The sequence below is a fragment of the Microvirga brassicacearum genome, assembly GCF_008757455.1.
GTDB classification, from domain to species: Bacteria; Pseudomonadota; Alphaproteobacteria; order Rhizobiales; family Beijerinckiaceae; genus Microvirga; species Microvirga brassicacearum.
This window is the reverse complement of the sequence record NZ_VCMV01000013.1, coordinates 369410-385868: the sequence shown is the minus strand read 5'-3', so window position 1 is coordinate 385868 and position 16459 is coordinate 369410. Positions and strand designations below refer to the sequence as shown.

Below are 16459 nucleotides of genomic sequence, written 5' to 3'. Positions count from 1 at the left end.
CCTTGTGACCGCTGAATAATTTTTGACTGTCCCGTTCTCTGTGGCAGTCCCTGGCGTCGCAAAGGCGATGAATTCTGAACCGCGTTCTCCGCTCATTCTCTGAGTTTCATTGCGGCAGTCCGGTCGGTGAAAATGCTGCGGACCGCAAACGTTACGTCTGAGCTCCGGCTAGCGGTAAGTCACATGTGAACCATAATTCAGCGGCAGGCCCGATCTAGGCCAGTCGATAGCAACGAGACGGCCGCTGATCGCAAGGGTCACGAACGCGGTCTTCAGATCGTCCCCTCCGAAGCAGAGATTGGTCGTGTAGGCATCCGGGAGAGGAATGTGCTTGACCTTGCTTCCATCCGGCGAGACGACGGTGATCCCGCCCGTGATGAGCGTGGCGACGCAGATGTTGCCCGCCCTGTCGAGGGCAAGCGAGTCGAACCATTGATAGCCGGGCAGACCTACGATCAGTTCGCCGCCATGCGGTGACGGCCAGGGCTTCCTGACGATCGCCCCGGGGCCTGCAATCTCGAAGGACCAGAGGCGCGCCGTATGGGTCTCCGCGACGATCAGTCTGGTCTGGTCCGGTGACAGGGCGATGCCGTTGGGAACCAGCATCGGAAAGATGACCTCCGTGCAAGCCGATCCGTCCGCCTTCGCATAATATACGCTCCCCCGGTCGGCATCGCGCTCCCGGGTCTTGCCTGAATCGGTGAACCAGAAACCGCCGAAACGATCGAAGACGAGGTCGTTCGGGCTCCGGATCGGGCCCGCCTCCGTGCGGTCATATAAGACCTCGACCAGGCCCGTTCGCAGATCGACCCGCTCGATCCGCCCAGACCGGTAGGAGGGATCCTGACCGGCGGGGCGGATGCCATGCTCGTCCTTGTGGAAGCGCACGCCGCCATTGTTGCAGACATAGCAATGGCCGTCGGGCCCGAGCGCCGCTCCGTTCGGGCCGCCCCCGAGATGCGCCACCGGCGTGACCGTCCCGTCCCGCGCCACATGAGTCAGCGACTGACCCTCCATCTCGACGACGAGGCACGATCCGTCGGGAAGCGCGACCGGCCCCTCGGGAAAGCGCAATCCTGTCGCCACTTCACGGAACTCGGTCATGGTCGGAGGATCCTTCATGCTCGTTGGAGATCGTGGTGCTGGAGCGGCCGCCCGTTCCGCCGTCTTCGGATGCCAGGGCGCGCCAGCGCTCGAGGACATCGCCGTAAGGGGTCTCGTCGTGACCCTGAACGAGCGCCCTGAGAAGGGGCGTCGCGGCGCCTGCCCTTTCAGCGAGCATCAGGGCGTGGTGGAGATCCTTTCGAGTCACGTCGACGACGGATCGGGCCGCGGCGAGATCCCCGCTGTTCCAGCGGAACAGACCCTGACGGGCCGTCCAGTCCTTGGTGCCGTTGTTCCGTCCGGAACTCCTTTCCATGACATCGGCCAGCCGCTGCAGATCCATGCCGAGAAGCTGCGCAACGCGCATGGTCTCGGCGAAGAGGAAGAGATTGGCGACGCCGACCAGATTGTTGAGGATCTTGGTCTTCTGTCCGTTTCCCAAGGCGCCGCATTCGAACGTCACGGAGGCGAGCTGGTCGAGGACGGGGCGTGCCGCGTCGATATCGGCCGGATCTCCGGAAGCCATGATCGACAGGGTGCCGTCGCGTGCCTTGAGGGAGCCGCCGCTGACGGGCGCGTCGATTGTGCGGGCGTGCCGCAAAGCGGCCTCCGCTGCAATGTCGAGAACCGTCTCCGGAAGAACCGTACTCATGATCAAGAGGATCGGGGCAGCCGACGCATTGATGGCGGCTATGAGGCCGGAAGGCCCAGTAGCCGCGCTCTTCAACTGGGCGTCGTTCGCAACCATGAAGATGACAATCCCGGCATCGGCGCAGTCTCCGGGCGTGTCTGTCGTGGGGCAGCCCAAGGCGGCGAAGTGAGCCCTGACCGCGGGCGATGGATCGCACACGATCAAGTCCCGGCCGCATTCGATCAGCCGCTCCGCCATCGGACGACCGATGCTTCCTGCGCCGATGAAGGCGATCCGCGGCGTTCCGGCGCCGGTTTCTCTGGGAGACGTCATTTGTCCTCTCATACGGCGAGATAACGGTGCTTCACGTCCGGCCGGGACTCGAATTCGTCCCATGATCCGGAGAACACGATGCGGCCGTTCTCGATGATGTGAACATGCTGCGTGCAGAAGCGTGCGAACCAGATGTTCTGCTCGCTGAGAAGCAGGCCGATCTTGAACTCGTCGCAGAGTCGGACGACCGACGCCGCCAATTGCCTGACGATGACCGGCGCGAGCCCTTCCGTAGGCTCGTCGAGGAGAAGGCATCTCGGACGCGGCATGACCCCGCGGGCGACCGCGACCATCTGCTGCTGCCCGCCGCTCAGCTGGCTGCCGTAGCGCGCCGCGAGCGGCCCGAGCATCGGGAACGTATCGAGGACCCGCTCGAGATCGAGGCCGGCTCTGTCGCCTGCCGCCGCGAGCGCGATCAGAAGGTTGTCCGTGACCGTCAGGTGCGGGAAGATCCGGCGGTCCTCCGGAACAAGCGAAAGACCGAGGCGCGCGCGCCGGAAGGAGGTCTCGCGGGCGAGATCCGTCCCGTCGAGACGGATGCCGCCATGGATGCGGGGCCCCGCATTCAGGATGCTCTTCATCAGCGTCGTCTTGCCGGATCCATTGCGCCCTAGAATGGAGACCCGGTCGCTGCTGCCGACCGTCAGATCGACGCCGTGAAGAATGTGGCTGTCGCCATAGAAGGCGTTCAGCCCCGACACCTCAAGCATCGCCGATTTCCTCCCCCAGATAGATGTCCCGCACGGCAGCGTTGTCGCGGATGTCGCTCAGCGTCCCGACCGCGATGGCCTCGCCGTAGTTCATCACCATGATCCGGTCGGACAAATGAGCCACGACATCCATGTCGTGCTCGGTCAGCATGATGGTGAGACGGTCCTCGTCCTTCACGCGCACGATCATGTCGATGGTCGCGTTGCGGTCGCCCGGCGACATGCCCGCAGTGGGCTCGTCCATCATCAGGATCTTCGGCTTCAGGGCCAGGGTGACGCCGAGCTCAAGCCGCTTCCGGTCGCCATGCGACAGGAAGCGCGCGGGAATGTCCACCTTGTTCAGGAGAGAGATCCTGCCCGCGATTTCGGCCGCATCGTCCCAGGTGCGGTCCGAAGGCCGCAGCTGCAGCAGTGAACCCCGTTCCGTTCGCCGCGCCCTCGCCTCCAGTGCAATGATGAGGTTTTCCAGGACGCTGTTGCACGGAAGGATCCGTGCGACCTGAAACGTCCTGCCGAACCCTCGGTGCACCCGCGCGCTGGCGGACAGACGCGTAATGTTCTCTCCGTTGAATGTCACCACGCCGGCATTGGCGGGAACCTCGCCCGTCAGCACCTTGAACAGGGTCGTCTTCCCGGCGCCGTTCGGACCGATGATGGTGAATGTCTCCCGCTCCGCGACGGTGAGGGAAATGCCCTTCAGGACCGGGATTGCGCCGTAGCTCTTGTAGATATTCGAGCACTCGATCATGGCCCGCCCACCGCCTGCTTTCCGACCCGCGCCAGTTCGTCGACGGCGGGCCGTTTGTGCAGCGCACCGATGCGCCACGTTCGGCTGAAGCGCGAACCGAGACCGAGCACGCCTCCGGGCGCTGCGAGGACAACGACCAGAAGAATGCCTCCGCTGACGACTTCCGACAGGCCCGCTAGAGTGCGTGTCGCATAGCTGATGCCCGAGAAGATCGCCGATCCGACAATCGGCCCCCAGAAGAAACCCGATCCGCCCAGAAGCGTGTTCAGCATGGGCTGCGTGGAATGCAGATAGCTCGCGGCTTCGGGAGTCACGATCTGCGCCCAGGGGGCCTGCAGCGCGCCGGCCAGGGCCGCGACGGCGCCGGAGATCACGAAGGCGAGCAGCCGATAACGCCTGACATCGATGCCGAGGAACTCCGCGCGAACCGGATCCTGCCGCAGCGCGATCAGGACACGGCCCATGGGTCCGACGGTAAAGCTCCACAACGCGAGCGCGACGAGCGAACAGGCCGCCAGCAGAAACCAGAAATACGCGCGCTCTGAGCTGAGATCGACGAGGACGGGACCCAGATCGATCTGCGGCCGCGGGATGCCGGACAGGCCGTCGTCGCTGCCGAGCGCCGGAGAATAGCTGATGGCCCGCCTGAGGATCTCGCCAAGCGACAGGGTGAGAATTCCGAGCGCGATGCCGCTCGTGCGCCGGATGGCGACGAAACCCACGATAAAGGCGACGAGCGCTCCGAGAGCCAGCGACCCCGAGAGGAGCGCCAGAAACGGAATGCCTGTGTCCTGACGCAGAAGGAACCCCACGAAATAGGCTCCGAGCGCAAAGAAGGCCGCGTGGCCGAAGGTCGTGAGGCCGGCATAGCCGAACAACAGATTCCATGAGAGGGCCAGCACCGCTTCGACCATGGCGAAGCCTACGATGAACAAGAATCCTGCATTGGCCCAGAACGGCATGCTTGCGAGAACGCCGACGACGAGGACCGCCGCCACGATGCCGCCCGATAGCGATTTCGGCGGCATCGTCGCCGGAACGCCCTCCGTTTCGGCCATGCCCTCGACACGGTCAGCCGTGTCCGCTCCCGGCTGAGGGAAGAGCCCCTGCGGGCGCCACAGAAGGAAGCCGATCAGGATGACGTAAACCAGGATGCCGGGAATGCCGGGCAGCATCAGGAAGTTCGCGCCCTCGATCAGTCCGAGCATGATGGCGCCGATAAAAGCTCCTCGGATGTTTCCCAGACCGCCGATGATCACCACCATGAAGGACTGCAGGAGATAGGATTCGAACAGCAGCGGCGTGAGGCTCTGGTTCGGCAGAAGAAGTCCGCCGGCCATGCCGACGCAGAAGAATGCTGCCATCACCACGAGCGCGTAGATCCGCGACGTGTTGATGCCGACAAGGTTAGCCATCCACGAGTCATGCGCGATGGCCCTCACGATCTTTCCCACCGAGGACCGGTGGACCACGATCTCCAGGGCAAGGAAGGTCAGCACGCCCAGGCCGATGATGAACAGCGAGTAGGAGGGAGCGAAAAAGCTGCCGTAGATCACCGCCCCCGCGAGAGCATCAGGTGCGCTGACGGAATGATAATTGACACCCCAGATGATCTTTGTGGCGCCGTTGCAGATCATCAGAAGAGCGAAGGTCGCGATCAGCGAATAGGCCTCGCCGATGTTCCGCAATCTCTGAAAAACACTGGCATTGAGGAGCAGCCCGAGCCCGGCAAGCACGAACCCGGAGAGAATGGCCGCAAACACCAGCTGCAACGTGCTGTCCGGATGGGACCCGATGATCGAGTAGGCGACATAGGCCCCGATCATGAAGAAGCTGCCATGGGCGATGTTCAGAATCTTCAGCATGCCGAAGACGAGCGTTATTCCCGCCGCCACCAGGAAGATCGACATTCCAACCGTCAGGCCGTTGAACAGCGCGAAGCCGATCTGCATTCCCACGCGTTCCCTCCTCAACAAAGCTTCATTGAGTTTCGGCGTGGTTGCTTCTGGTTAAGGCACGCCAACCTACGCATCATCGTCCCGATTGATCCAATTGGCGCATGCCGGCCGATCTCCGTCTTAGTCTGTTCGGACGATTACATCCTTACAAGTTGCTCTCTGAATACTTGCGTGAAGCAGGTCTGGCGCGAAGCTGGCAGAGTCTTCGTGGAACCCGGGAGGGTAGATTGGCCGCTTATCTCATCTTCGAGATCTCGATCAACGACCGCGAGCAATACGAGAGCTATCGCTCCGCCGCCCGACCCATTCTCGACCGGCATGGCGGGCGCTTCATGATCCGCAGTGTCGAGGGCCAGGAGGGCCGACTGGAGACCCTCGAGGGCGGCTGGACGCCGGACCGGTTCTTCGTCGTGGAGTTCCCGTCATGGGATCAGGCCCGCGCCTTCTATTATTCCGATGAATATCAGGAGTCGGTCCGCGCCCGCTTCGCTTCATCCGTCAGCAAGGCCATTCTCGTCGATGGCATGCCGTGGACCTACGAACCGGCGGAATGACGCGCCGTTCGCACGAAACCAAAGACAAGCAGGATCTGGGAGGATCACGATGTCACACGGTATAAGTAGGCGAGGCCTGGTGATCGGCTCCGCCACGGCGCTCGGCACCATGTCCCTTGGCCGTCACGTCTTCGCGCAGGATTCCGGCCCGATCCGGATCGGCCTGCTCGCTCCCCTCACGGGGTTCGCTCCGGACCTCGGACGCGATGTCAAGATCGGCGCGGAGATCGCCGTCGAACAATTGAACAAGGCTGGCGGAGTGATGGGCCGTCCGATCGAGCTCATCGTGCGCGATGACAAGATCAACCCGAACGAAACCGTCGCCGCCATGCGGGAGCTGTCCGGTCTCGGCGTGAAGCTGTTCACGGGCGGGATTTTCACCGCGACCGCACTCGCGGCCTTCGGGATTCTGCAGTCGATCGACGGCCTCTTCATGACGCTGCATGCGAACGGAGACTCGCTCACGCATGAGAACTTCAATCCGCTGGGCTTTCGTCTCAACGAGAACGCGGCGATCCGCGGGCGTGCAGCCGGGCGGCTCGCGGCACAGAAATATCCCGAGATCCGGCATTGGAGCGGGATCACCACGGACAACGAGGCGGGAGCCTCCCAATGGCGCGCCTTCGCGGCGGGCATCAGGCGCTATTATCCTGAGATTGCCGGCAAGGAGCCGGTGATCACCGACGTCATCAAGGTCAAGGTGGGCGCCAACGACTTCAAGAACGAAATCGCGCAGATCATGGCGGGTCCCGTCGAGGGACTGATGCTGTCATTTCCCGATCCCGCGACCCTGGTCCAGCAGGCCCGCCCCTTCGGGTGGGAACGGAAGATCAAGGTCTTCATGGACATGGGCAACGACGTCGTGCTCGCCAACGCCCTCGGCAAGCGCACGCCGCCGAACTTCTGGACGGCCTCGGACTGGTATTCCGGCGCTTATGTGGACCGGGTCCCGGCCGCCAAGCGCCTCTATGACGATTATGTCGCCCGCACAGGCGACGACAGGCCGAGCGGCTATGTGGGAGTTTCCCATGCGGCCATCGACGTCTACGTTCAGGCGATCGCCAAGGCGGGCGCTTCATCGACCAAAGCCGTCGCGAAAGTCCTGGAGGAGAACACCTTCGACACGGTCGGCGGGAAGCGATCGTTCCGCTCGGATCATCAGGCCACGGGCGATTCCAACTTCTATAACTTCGTGGCGTCGGACACCGACCGGCGGGGCTGGTCCGTCGCGCAATTCGTGGCGGAAGACAATTCCTCCGTCGCGCCGCAACCGACGCCGGGCGTCAGGCTTGCGGAATAGATGCGGGACGCCGTCCTGCTCTCACGATCCTGGCCTCGCGGCGCGCGCGTGACGGCCCGGATTCCGACGGCTGAAACGGCCGTCGGACCGACCGGTCGTCATGCATTCATCTTGCCAAGGACGTCACGATGGGATTGATCATGCCCTTCGGGGGTTTCTCGCCGCGCATTGCGGACGATGCATTCATCGCCCCCAATGCCACCATCGTCGGGGACGTGGAGATCGGGGCCGGCAGCTCGATCTGGTTCGGCGTCGTCCTGCGCGGAGACTTCAACCGGATTCATATCGGTGCAGGCTCGAACATCCAGGACAACTCCGTCGTCCATGTCGGCGATCCGCCGGCTGACACCTTCATCGGCGACAACGTGCTCATCGGCCATTTGGCCATGATCCACGGCTGCCGCATCGAGTCGGGATCCTTCATCGGCATGCAGGCCATGGTCCTCGATGGCGTCGTCGTCGAGAGCGGGGCCTTCGTGGCGGCTGGCAGCTTCGTCACGCCCGGCAAGCGCGTCAAGTCGGGAGAGTTGTGGGCCGGCCGGCCGGCGCGCCGCGTCCGCACCCTTGGGGAGCAGGAGCAGACGATGATCCGGCGCGGACCGGCGCGCTATGCCGATCTCGCGCGGATGTTCGGACGGGACATGTCGCCCGACGCTCAATCCGGCCGATCGTCCGGCGGGACGGAGCCCCGGGGCGTATAGCCGTCGGCGACGATGATCGGAAGATGTGTCCATCCCCTGCCGTCGGGAAGGCGCATCCAGGCTCCGGCCGCCAATGCGCCGCCATCGACCAGAATCGTGGAACCGGTCACCCAGCCCGACAGGCGGTCCGATGCCAGAAACAGTGCGGCGCCCGCGGAGTCGCTGCCCTCGCCGAACCGCCCGATGGGAAACCAGCGGCTGATATAGGAGCGGTTCTCCGGCGGCACGCGCTGCGTTGCGACAATCTGGGCGGAATTCGTGGTCTCGGGTGCGATCGCATTGACGCGGATGTTGTCCGGCCCGAGCTCCACGGCGAGGCTCCGCGTGAACCCGGTGATCGCGGCCTTGAACGCGGCGTAGACAACCGTCAACGGGATGCCGCGAAAGGCCTCGATGGTCGAGAGATTGATGATGCTGCCGCCCTCGCCGCTTAGGCGCAGGAGCGGGATCGCGGCCTTCGTGACATGGAAGACGTGCAGCAGGTTGACGGCGTAAAGCGCGTTCCATTCCGCTTCAGTCGAATGCTCGAATGACGCCTTGTAGCCGAGGTAGTCGCCGACATTGTTGACCAGGACGTCGAGCCGGCCGAAGCGCGTGCCGACCTCCGAGAGCAGAGTCGCGACATCCTCGGCCTTACGGACATCAAGCTCAAGGACGAGGCTCTCGACGCCAGAGGCCTGCAGTGTGTCACGAAGGGCGGATGCCCGTGCAGGATCGATTTCCGCCGCCGCGACCGCCATGCCGGCCTGCGCGAAGAGTTCGGCCGTCGCCCGTCCGATCCCCGCTCCGCCTCCGGTGATCAGCGCGACCTTGCCGAACAGCCCCAGAAGCGACGCATCCTCCGATGTCTTCATCGCGAACCTCTCAATCCCGCTGCGCAAACGGCGCCGCGGCTTCCATGGGAAATGTACGGGTGCCGAGAACGACGAGCCTGCGCCGCGACAGGCGCCATTGCCCCGTCTCGCGGGCGAAAAGATCCAGATAGCGGATGGTCATCTCGTAGCAGAGAAGATCACCGGCCTCGCCATGCCAGAAATGCCGCGCGATGCAGTAGGTGACAGCCTCTGCGCCCTCCCCGGCGGGATGGACGACCTGGTTGTGAACGGCATGGAAGGTTTCGGCATAGCGCGCCCGGAGCAGAGCCGGCACGGCGACCAGGGCGGCACGTCCTTCGAACAGGCCCCGCGGGGATTCCAGCACGCCGTCATCGACGAACTGGGCCGCGAACAGATCGCCGTCTCCCAAATCCGCAGCATAGGCATAGCGTTCAGCGACGCGGCGCAGTGCGACCCCGAGGAGGAGGTCTTCCGTCTGCCCGCTCATGCCGCATCGACCATGGCGACGACCTCGTTCACGGCCCGCCGCACATCCCCGCGCGTGTAGCCGAGGAGAGCGGTCTCGACCGGATCAGGCTCATAGGCGAGAACCTTGCCGCGGCCCGGAACGATGAATGCATCCGGCAGCAAGGGATGCTCCTGGTCACGCTCCTCCAGGCGGCGGGAGCTGCCGGCCGCGTCGAAGATCATCTGGAAGAAGTCGCGGAAAGAAAGATTGGCGTCGCCGATCAGGTAGGCCCTGCCCGGTTCCGCATGCTGCAGGGCACCCCAGATCGCCTCGCAGAGGGAGCGCACGGACATGTAGTTCGTGCCGCCGGCGGGAGCGTAATCGGGAATCTCGGGACGCTGTCCCTTCGCCCATGCCGTCAGGGTCTCGTAGCGCCTGGCGGGGACGCCGGGAATGACTCCGACGATCGAGGGCGGATTGAGCGTCGAGATGTTGAAGTCCGGTGTCGCCAGCGCACGCGCGCCCTCGTCGGCACCGTACCGTGCGCGGACATAAGCGTTCTCCGCGATCAGGTGCGGCATCACCTGATGATAATAGCTGCCGAGCTGCACGACGCGCCGGACGCCCGCGCGCTTAGCCAGGGCCACGAATCGCGGAACGCCTTCGATCTGGGTTCGGTCCCAGAATTCCTGCTCGTCCATGTCCTTCGGCAAATGCCTGATGTCGTTGCCAGCCGCGAAGAGAACGGCGTCGAAGGAGGCGAGGTCGGCCTCGGTGAAGTTGCCCTGCGTGTAGTCGCCGAGCAGAATGGGATAGGCCGCCATCGGTACGGTGGACGGCGGTGGCCTGCGGGCGGCGATCGTGATCGAATTGCCCTGCGCGGCGAGAAAATCCGCCGCGTGGCCGCCGATCATGCCCGTTCCACCGACGATCAGGATCTTCATGCGCGATCTCCCGGAAGCATGTTTCACCACCATTACGGGACGTGGCGCGGGCGCGCGCATCGTCCGGATCGAGTAGGCGGATGGGGGATCGGGATCCGATCATCCGGCCCTGGTCGTCGATTGTCCCAGGACGATGGCGGATCATCGGGCAAGCGGTCTCGTCCATATGAGGTATGCTCGATTGAACGATGGACCTTAGCCTCTGCGCCACTGTTAAGATCCATCGCAAACTGGCCGCAAGAGCCGGATGCACAGACCACGAAAAAGCCGAGGGGACAGCTTGCCACACTGCTCCCATCTCACAATCGGTCCGCACTGGGAGGAATTCATGGCTCGACGACTTCGCGCGCTATTTGCAACTGTATTTACGGCATGCCTGGTCGGGCCGGTCTCGGCACAACCGGCACCGGCGACATTCGAAGCCGTTCTCGAGGCGGCGAAGAAGGAAAACGGCCTCGTCGTCCGCCTTAGCAGCCCGGGCCGCCCCCAGGCGATTGCGGCGCTCACGGAAGCTTTCAACAAACGATTCGGCCTGTCGGTGAAGCCCGATTGGGCTCCCGCCAATGCGCCGGTCACCAACACCCGCGTGATCACCGAGGCGGGAAGCGGCCGCGGCTCGATCGACATCATCGGCCTGGGCAGCGCCGAGGACGTGTCGAGCATGGTCTCGCGCAATCTCGTCATCGCCTATCCCTGGGCGGAGGTCTTCGGGAAGCAGCTTCCCGCCATCCAGCGCGCCGCCGATGCCGTCCTTCCCGAGCTGAGGGGACAGGCGCTCCCGGTGCTCGATGCGGTCTATGGCCTCGCCTGGAATCCGGCGCTCATCGACGAGGCCAGCCTGCCGAAGACGACCGCGGATCTTGTCGATCCGAAATGGCAGGGCAAAATGGCGATTAACTCGGCCTTCCTGAATCCGCTGCCCTCCATGGCCTATGTGATTGGTCCGCAGGCGATGCAGGACTACGCATCGAAGCTGCTGCGCAACAAACCGGTTCTCGAACAGGGAACGCCGGCCGTGAGCCGCGCCATCTCGGTCGGCCAGGTTCCCTTCGGCGTGACGACCTATCATGCTGCGCAGCGAACCATGCAGAACGGCGAGCCGCAGAAATTCCGCCTGCTCGACGATTACGTCTTCGTGTTCGAAGGCTATGCCTACGTGCCCGAAAATGCACCGAACAAGAACACCGCGCGGCTGTTCCTGGCATGGCTCACGACGGAGGGCATTGCGGTCGCCAACCAGCATGAGGCGCTTCCGCTTATCAGCAACCCCGAATCCGACATCGCCAAACTGATTGCGGCTCACGTCGCTCGCACGCAGGCCAAGATGGCGACACCAACCTCCCTGGAGCAGATCAAGTCCACTGAAGTGCTCCGGCAGACGATCTCGAAGATGATCTCAGGCCAGATCGCCAACTGAGCGTTTCCCGCTCGATCCTGATCTGTCGTATCGGCCGAAGAGCGTTACCCGAGAAAGAGGACTATGCTGAAGGTTAGCCATCTGGAAAGAACCTATCCGGCTCAGCCGGGAGGTGCAGCCGTCCACGCGTTGAAATCCGTATCCTTGTCGGTCGAGCAGGGAGACATCTTCTCGCTGCTCGGTCCCAGCGGATGCGGCAAGACGACGATGCTGCAATGCATCGCCGGCCTCGAGACCCCCGATGCGGGGCGCATCGTGATCGGGCCGCAGACCGTCTATTCCCGCGCCGAGCGCATCCAGGTCTCCGCCAGCGAACGCGGGCTCGGCATGGTGTTTCAATCCTATGCGATCTGGCCTCATATGAGCGTGGCCGAGAACGTGGCCTTTCCCCTGCTCCAGCGCGGGCGCAATCCCGGCCGCGAGCAGATCGCCCAGCGGGTGGACGAAGCCCTCGCAATGGTGGAGCTTGCAGGCTACGGCAACCGCTCGGCGACGCAGTTGTCCGGCGGGCAGCAGCAACGCGTCGCCCTCGCCCGCGCGCTTGTCCACAAGCCGCGTCTTCTTCTGCTCGACGAACCGCTGAGCAATCTGGACGCCAAGCTGCGCGACACCATGCGCATCGAGTTGCGCCAGCTCATCAAGTCGATCGGCATCACGGCCGTATTCGTGACGCATGACCAGATCGAGGCCATGGGCATCTCCGACAAGGTCGCTCTCATGCGCGGCGGAGAGGTCGTCCAGGTCGGCAAGTCGAGGGACATCTATCTCAATCCGCATACGGCCTTCGCCGCCGACTTCATGGGCAGCGGCAATCTCATCCCGTGCACGATCTCGGACATGGGCGGCGACCGGGCCGTGGCGACGACGCCGTTCGGACGGATCCGAGCCCGGGCCGCGGCGGGTTTGCGGATCGGGGACGACGCCGTGCTCGTGATCAGGCCGAATGCGCCGATCGTCGATACGCGACCGGCGAATGCGCAGGGCGATGCGGCCCAGATCACGGGGAACGTCGCCTCGGTCACGTTCCTCGGAGAAAAGATCGAGGTGCAGGTTCGCTTGCCTGGAGGCTACGATCTCGTCACCACGATGAATACCTTCGACGCGCCGGCCGAAGGACAGGAGATCCATCTCACCCTGCCGGCCGAGCGCTGCATTATCGTACACAGGGACAATGCGGCTGCCTCCACGGTGCGCGACGCCGAGCTCGCAGGGGTGGCGGCATGATGGCGGACGTTTCGGCCGAACAGCCCTCCGGAACGGCCCGTTGGACGTTCCTTGGCAGCCCTCGCCTGATCAAGGTCGTCCTGCTCGTCGTCGTTGCGACCCTTGTTCTCGGCCCCGTGATCGTCCTGCTTCGCGCGAGCCTGGCGCCGCAGGACGTGCTTCCCTTCGAAACCTCCGTCTTCACCTTCGACAATTTTCGGCAGATCTTCGCAGGCGACGATACGGTCAAGCTTCTGACGACGACGATTGTCTATGCCGCCGGAAGCGTGCTGCTCGGGGTCGGGGCCGCCGCCGTCGTCGCCTGGCTGACCGAGCGCACGGACATGCCGGGCGCAACCGTCATCCGCATCTTCCTGTTCTCGTGGATGGCCGTTCCGCCGCTCGTGATCGGTTTTGGATGGGTCCTCCTGATCAATCCCGGCAACGGAGCCCTCAACGTGTTCGCGCGCTCGGCCTTCGGCCTCACCAGCGCGCCCTTCACGATCTATTCGTTCTGGTCGCTCATCATCATCACGGCGTTCAGCGTCCTACCCACCGCGTATGTCATGCTCGGCGGCCTTTTCTCCAACATGGATCCTCAACTCGAAAGTGCCGGGCACGTCCATGGCGGTCGGTCCTTCACCGTGATGCGGCGGATCACGCTGCCGCTGCTGATCCCCGGCATCCTGTCGGTTGGCATCTTCATGGTGATGATCGTCGTTCAGGCCTTCGAGATTCCATTCGTCGTCGGTCTGTCGGCGCAGATCCGCGTGCTCAGCACGCGCGTCTATCTTCTCGCCTCGCCCACCACCGGCATTCCGAATTACGGCCTCTCCTCGGCTTTCGGTGTGTGCCTGCTCGGACTCGCGTGCCTTCTCATGTGGGTCTATTTCCGCTGCGTCGGGACGGGAGAGAAGTATCGCGTCGTCACCGGAAAGGCGTTCCGCCCGCGGCGGCAGAAGTTGGGTGCCTGGCGCATTCCCGTGACATGCCTCGTCTTCGCGCTCTTCGGAATCATGGTCCTGCCCGTGCTGATGATCCTCTGGACCAGCTTCACGGCCTCCTATCAGGTGCCGAGCCTCGCGGGTTTCGCGAACCTCTCCCTCGACAATTACAGCCGCGCCCTCGCATCTCCCTTCGCGCAGCAGGCCATCTTCAACACGCTGATCCTCGTGTTGGCCAGCGCAACGATCGTCATGCTCCTCGGATCGCTCATCGCCTGGTTCTCGGTGCGGGATCGCGGGCCGGCCGTCCGGATCCTCGATATCCTCGCATTCGCGCCGACGGCGATCCCTCCGGTCGTGATGGTGATCGCGATCCTGCTCGTGTACATCCGCACACCGGTCTACGGCACGATCTGGATCCTCGTTCTCTCCAGTGTCACGGTCCAGCTCGCTTTTGCCACGCGCACCATGACGAGCGCCCTGACTCAGCTTCACAAGGAACTCGGCGACGCCGCCACCGTCTGCGGCGCCGGCTGGTGGACGTCGTTCAGGCGCATCACGCTGCCGCTCCTGCGTGTGCAGTTCCTGAGCGGATGGCTCTTCGTGGCTGCGCATACCTCCCGCGACCTGACGATTCCGCTCGTTCTGATGACGAGCAGCAACGTGGTTCTCGCTTCCGCGATCTGGATGATGTGGGACTTCCCCGATCTTCCGGGTGCGTCGGCCATGGCCGTCCTTCTCGTCCTCGGACTCCTGACGGTCGTTCTGCCGGTGCAGATCCTGGCGAACCGCGGACGAAGGGGTGCCTGACCCCTTCAATCATACGAAGAAAGGCCTTTGGTGGATAACAAGATGATCTCCGGCAGCATTCCCTATTACTGGCAATCCGTCGACTGGAACGCATTCATGGCGGATTATCCGCCGCCGCCCCATTATGGCGCGAGCCACGGGATCCTCTCCTCCGACGCCTTGCGCGCGCTGCAGGAACGTCGGTTCCTGGAACGGGTCAAGGACGCCTGGGCTATCCCGTTTTACCGGAAGCACTGGACGGCCAGCGGCCTCGAGCCGGGCGACGTCACGTCCCTCGATCATATCGAGCGCATCCCGACCTTCAACAGCGACGATCTGCGCACGGCCATCGCCGAGGCGCCACCTTTCGGAAACCATCACCCGTTCGGCCGGGAAAGCTTCGGGCAGATGCCGCTGAAGCTCCAGACGAGCAGCGGAACGACGGGCCTGCCGCGGACGACGCTGTTCGATCCGATCGCATGGGAGGTGCAAGCGGTTCAGATGGCGAGGGCCTTTTACCAGCAGGGCGCCCGGCCCGGCGACATCGTGCAGATCACCTACACGAACTCTCTGGCCAACGCCGCCTGGAACGCATCCACCGCGCTTCACCATTGGCTCGGCTGCGTGCCCGTGACCTGCGGGTCGGGCGTCGTCACCTCGACCGAACGCCAGCTGGAATACGCCAAGGCCTGGGGCGTCAACGGGTGGTTCACGCGCGGCGAATATCTCGGCCGCATCGCGGAAGTCGCCGCAGCCACCAATTTCGATCTGCATTCTCTCAAGACCAAGTACCTTCACTCCTATCTCGGTCCCGATATCGATGGACACCTGCGCAAGGCCCTGCAGGAGGCCTGGGGCGCGCCGGTCTACGACAATTACGGCACGCACGAGATCGGACTGATCGCCTTCGAGTGTCAGGCCCAGGACGGCAAGCACATCAGCGAGGACACGATCTTCGTGGAAACGGTCGATGTGGACAGCGGCGCCTCGCTTCCGCTCGGAAGCCGCGGCAGCTTCGTCGCGACGAGCCTCCACCGCTCCGTGCCGCCTTTCATCCGCTACGATCTGAGGGATGTGCTCGTCATCTCCGAACGGTCGCAATGCCGATGCGGTCTGTGCACGCGCAAAATGTCGACCTTTCTCGGCCGCGCGGACGAGATGGTGAAGCTGCGCGGAACGAACGTGTTCCCCCTGGCTTGCCAAAATGCGATCACGAAGGATCCCAGGACGACGGGCGATTTCCTCTGCGTGGCTTATTACGAGGGTGAAGGCCTGGGCCGGCACGAGGAGATGATCGTACGCGTCGAGCGTCGCTCGCCCGATGTGGACGCCGGCAGCCTCACGGCCGATCTAGAACGCGCCCTTCACAAGGACCTGGGCGTTCGCGTGCTTGTCGCGATCGCGGAGAGCGGCGAGCTGGCGGAACACACGCGGATGGGACGGGAGGGCAAGGTGCGCCGCCTTCTCGATCTGCGCCAAAGCGGCACGAAGCCGGACATTCGTCCGCTCTCGCGATAACGACGCGACCCGGATTCCACGGCTGATCCCGGGTCACGGTCCGGGATGGGGATGACGACGTCGGGACTCGCGTTATTCCTCTCCCTCCAATCCCTGCTTTGGCCCCCGCCAACGCGGCTCTTGACGTCGCGCAAGCGGGCACCCGGATGATGCGGTCTGTCGCCCCGAATGCTCGGAAGCGACGAGACACATCTTCGCCCTCCCTGAGAACCGACTGTGTCGATGAAGCCGCGCGCATTCTGCAAGGCCGTCGTCACGCACACTGCTCCTCCCACAGCTCCATCCGGGACAGGTTTCTGCAACCCGTGGAATTTTCGACTT

The 16459-nt window shown here is 63.9% G+C and carries 15 protein-coding genes; 7 read left to right on the top strand and 8 right to left on the bottom strand.

The features are described from left to right. Window positions 1-168 precede the first annotated feature (168 nt). Genes FEZ63_RS09330 through FEZ63_RS25150 form a run of 5 tightly spaced genes read right to left on the bottom strand, consistent with a single transcriptional unit; the run spans window position 169 to window position 5478 of the window. On the bottom strand, window positions 169-1104 hold the full coding sequence (locus FEZ63_RS09330; protein WP_150943603.1) for an SMP-30/gluconolactonase/LRE family protein: 936 nt from the start codon (window positions 1102-1104) through the stop codon (window positions 169-171). Beyond that, window positions 1088-2068: an NAD(P)-dependent oxidoreductase gene (locus FEZ63_RS09325; protein ID WP_162419717.1), complete on the bottom strand. Its 981-nt coding sequence runs from the start codon at window positions 2066-2068 to the stop codon at window positions 1088-1090. The genes FEZ63_RS09330 and FEZ63_RS09325 overlap by 17 nt, the downstream gene beginning before the upstream one ends. 8 nt (window positions 2069-2076) lie before the next feature. Then, window positions 2077-2778 (bottom strand): ABC transporter ATP-binding protein, encoded by a 702-nt coding sequence (locus tag FEZ63_RS09320; RefSeq protein ID WP_150943600.1) that lies wholly within the window; start codon window positions 2776-2778, stop codon window positions 2077-2079. Continuing rightward, window positions 2771-3526 carry an ABC transporter ATP-binding protein gene (locus FEZ63_RS09315; protein ID WP_150943598.1) on the bottom strand — a complete coding sequence of 252 codons (756 nt, stop codon included), beginning with the start codon at window positions 3524-3526 and terminating at the stop codon, window positions 2771-2773. The genes FEZ63_RS09320 and FEZ63_RS09315 overlap by 8 nt, the downstream gene beginning before the upstream one ends. Further along, complete coding sequence (locus tag FEZ63_RS25150) at window positions 3523-5478, bottom strand: ABC transporter permease (RefSeq protein ID WP_244622747.1); 1956 nt, start codon at window positions 5476-5478, stop codon at window positions 3523-3525. Before FEZ63_RS25150 ends, FEZ63_RS09315 begins: the two co-directional genes overlap by 4 nt. Window positions 5479-5711: 233 nt before the next feature. Between FEZ63_RS25150 and FEZ63_RS09300 the strand changes: the two genes are divergently transcribed. From FEZ63_RS09300 to FEZ63_RS09290, 3 genes are all read left to right on the top strand, one after another. Next, a complete protein-coding gene (locus FEZ63_RS09300; protein ID WP_150943595.1) occupies window positions 5712-6038 on the top strand; it encodes a DUF1330 domain-containing protein in 327 nt (108 codons plus the stop codon). Between the two features lie 49 nt (window positions 6039-6087). Next, window positions 6088-7338 (top strand): ABC transporter substrate-binding protein, encoded by a 1251-nt coding sequence (locus tag FEZ63_RS09295; protein WP_162419716.1) that lies wholly within the window; start codon window positions 6088-6090, stop codon window positions 7336-7338. A gap of 128 nt (window positions 7339-7466) precedes the next feature. Further along, window positions 7467-8039: a gamma carbonic anhydrase family protein gene (locus tag FEZ63_RS09290; protein WP_150943591.1), complete on the top strand. Its 573-nt coding sequence runs from the start codon at window positions 7467-7469 to the stop codon at window positions 8037-8039. Here the strand turns inward: FEZ63_RS09290 and FEZ63_RS09285 are convergent. From FEZ63_RS09285 to FEZ63_RS09275, 3 genes are read right to left on the bottom strand one after another with little or no spacing between them, the layout of a single operon-like run. After that, window positions 7994-8893: an SDR family NAD(P)-dependent oxidoreductase gene (locus FEZ63_RS09285; RefSeq protein ID WP_150943589.1), complete on the bottom strand. Its 900-nt coding sequence runs from the start codon at window positions 8891-8893 to the stop codon at window positions 7994-7996. The two genes, FEZ63_RS09290 and FEZ63_RS09285, sit on opposite strands and share 46 nt — an antisense overlap. Window positions 8894-8903: 10 nt before the next feature. Continuing rightward, entirely contained in the window at window positions 8904-9362 is a 459-nt protein-coding gene (locus FEZ63_RS09280) for a nuclear transport factor 2 family protein (RefSeq protein WP_150943587.1), read from the bottom strand. Further along, window positions 9359-10267: an NAD-dependent epimerase/dehydratase family protein gene (locus FEZ63_RS09275; RefSeq protein WP_150943586.1), complete on the bottom strand. Its 909-nt coding sequence runs from the start codon at window positions 10265-10267 to the stop codon at window positions 9359-9361. The genes FEZ63_RS09280 and FEZ63_RS09275 overlap by 4 nt, the downstream gene beginning before the upstream one ends. Window positions 10268-10595: 328 nt before the next feature. Between FEZ63_RS09275 and FEZ63_RS09270 the strand changes: the two genes are divergently transcribed. The 4 genes from FEZ63_RS09270 (at window position 10596) to FEZ63_RS09255 (ending at window position 16138) form a co-directional block, all read left to right on the top strand. Further along, window positions 10596-11684: an ABC transporter substrate-binding protein gene (locus FEZ63_RS09270; RefSeq protein ID WP_162419715.1), complete on the top strand. Its 1089-nt coding sequence runs from the start codon at window positions 10596-10598 to the stop codon at window positions 11682-11684. A gap of 63 nt (window positions 11685-11747) precedes the next feature. Further along, a complete protein-coding gene (locus tag FEZ63_RS09265) occupies window positions 11748-12908 on the top strand; it encodes an ABC transporter ATP-binding protein (RefSeq protein WP_150943582.1) in 1161 nt (386 codons plus the stop codon). Beyond that, a complete protein-coding gene (locus FEZ63_RS09260; protein ID WP_150943580.1) occupies window positions 12905-14641 on the top strand; it encodes an ABC transporter permease in 1737 nt (578 codons plus the stop codon). The genes FEZ63_RS09265 and FEZ63_RS09260 overlap by 4 nt, the downstream gene beginning before the upstream one ends. A 30-nt stretch (window positions 14642-14671) precedes the next feature. Then, on the top strand, window positions 14672-16138 hold the full coding sequence (locus tag FEZ63_RS09255) for a phenylacetate--CoA ligase family protein (RefSeq protein ID WP_150943578.1): 1467 nt from the start codon (window positions 14672-14674) through the stop codon (window positions 16136-16138). Window positions 16139-16459: the final 321 nt, after the last annotated feature.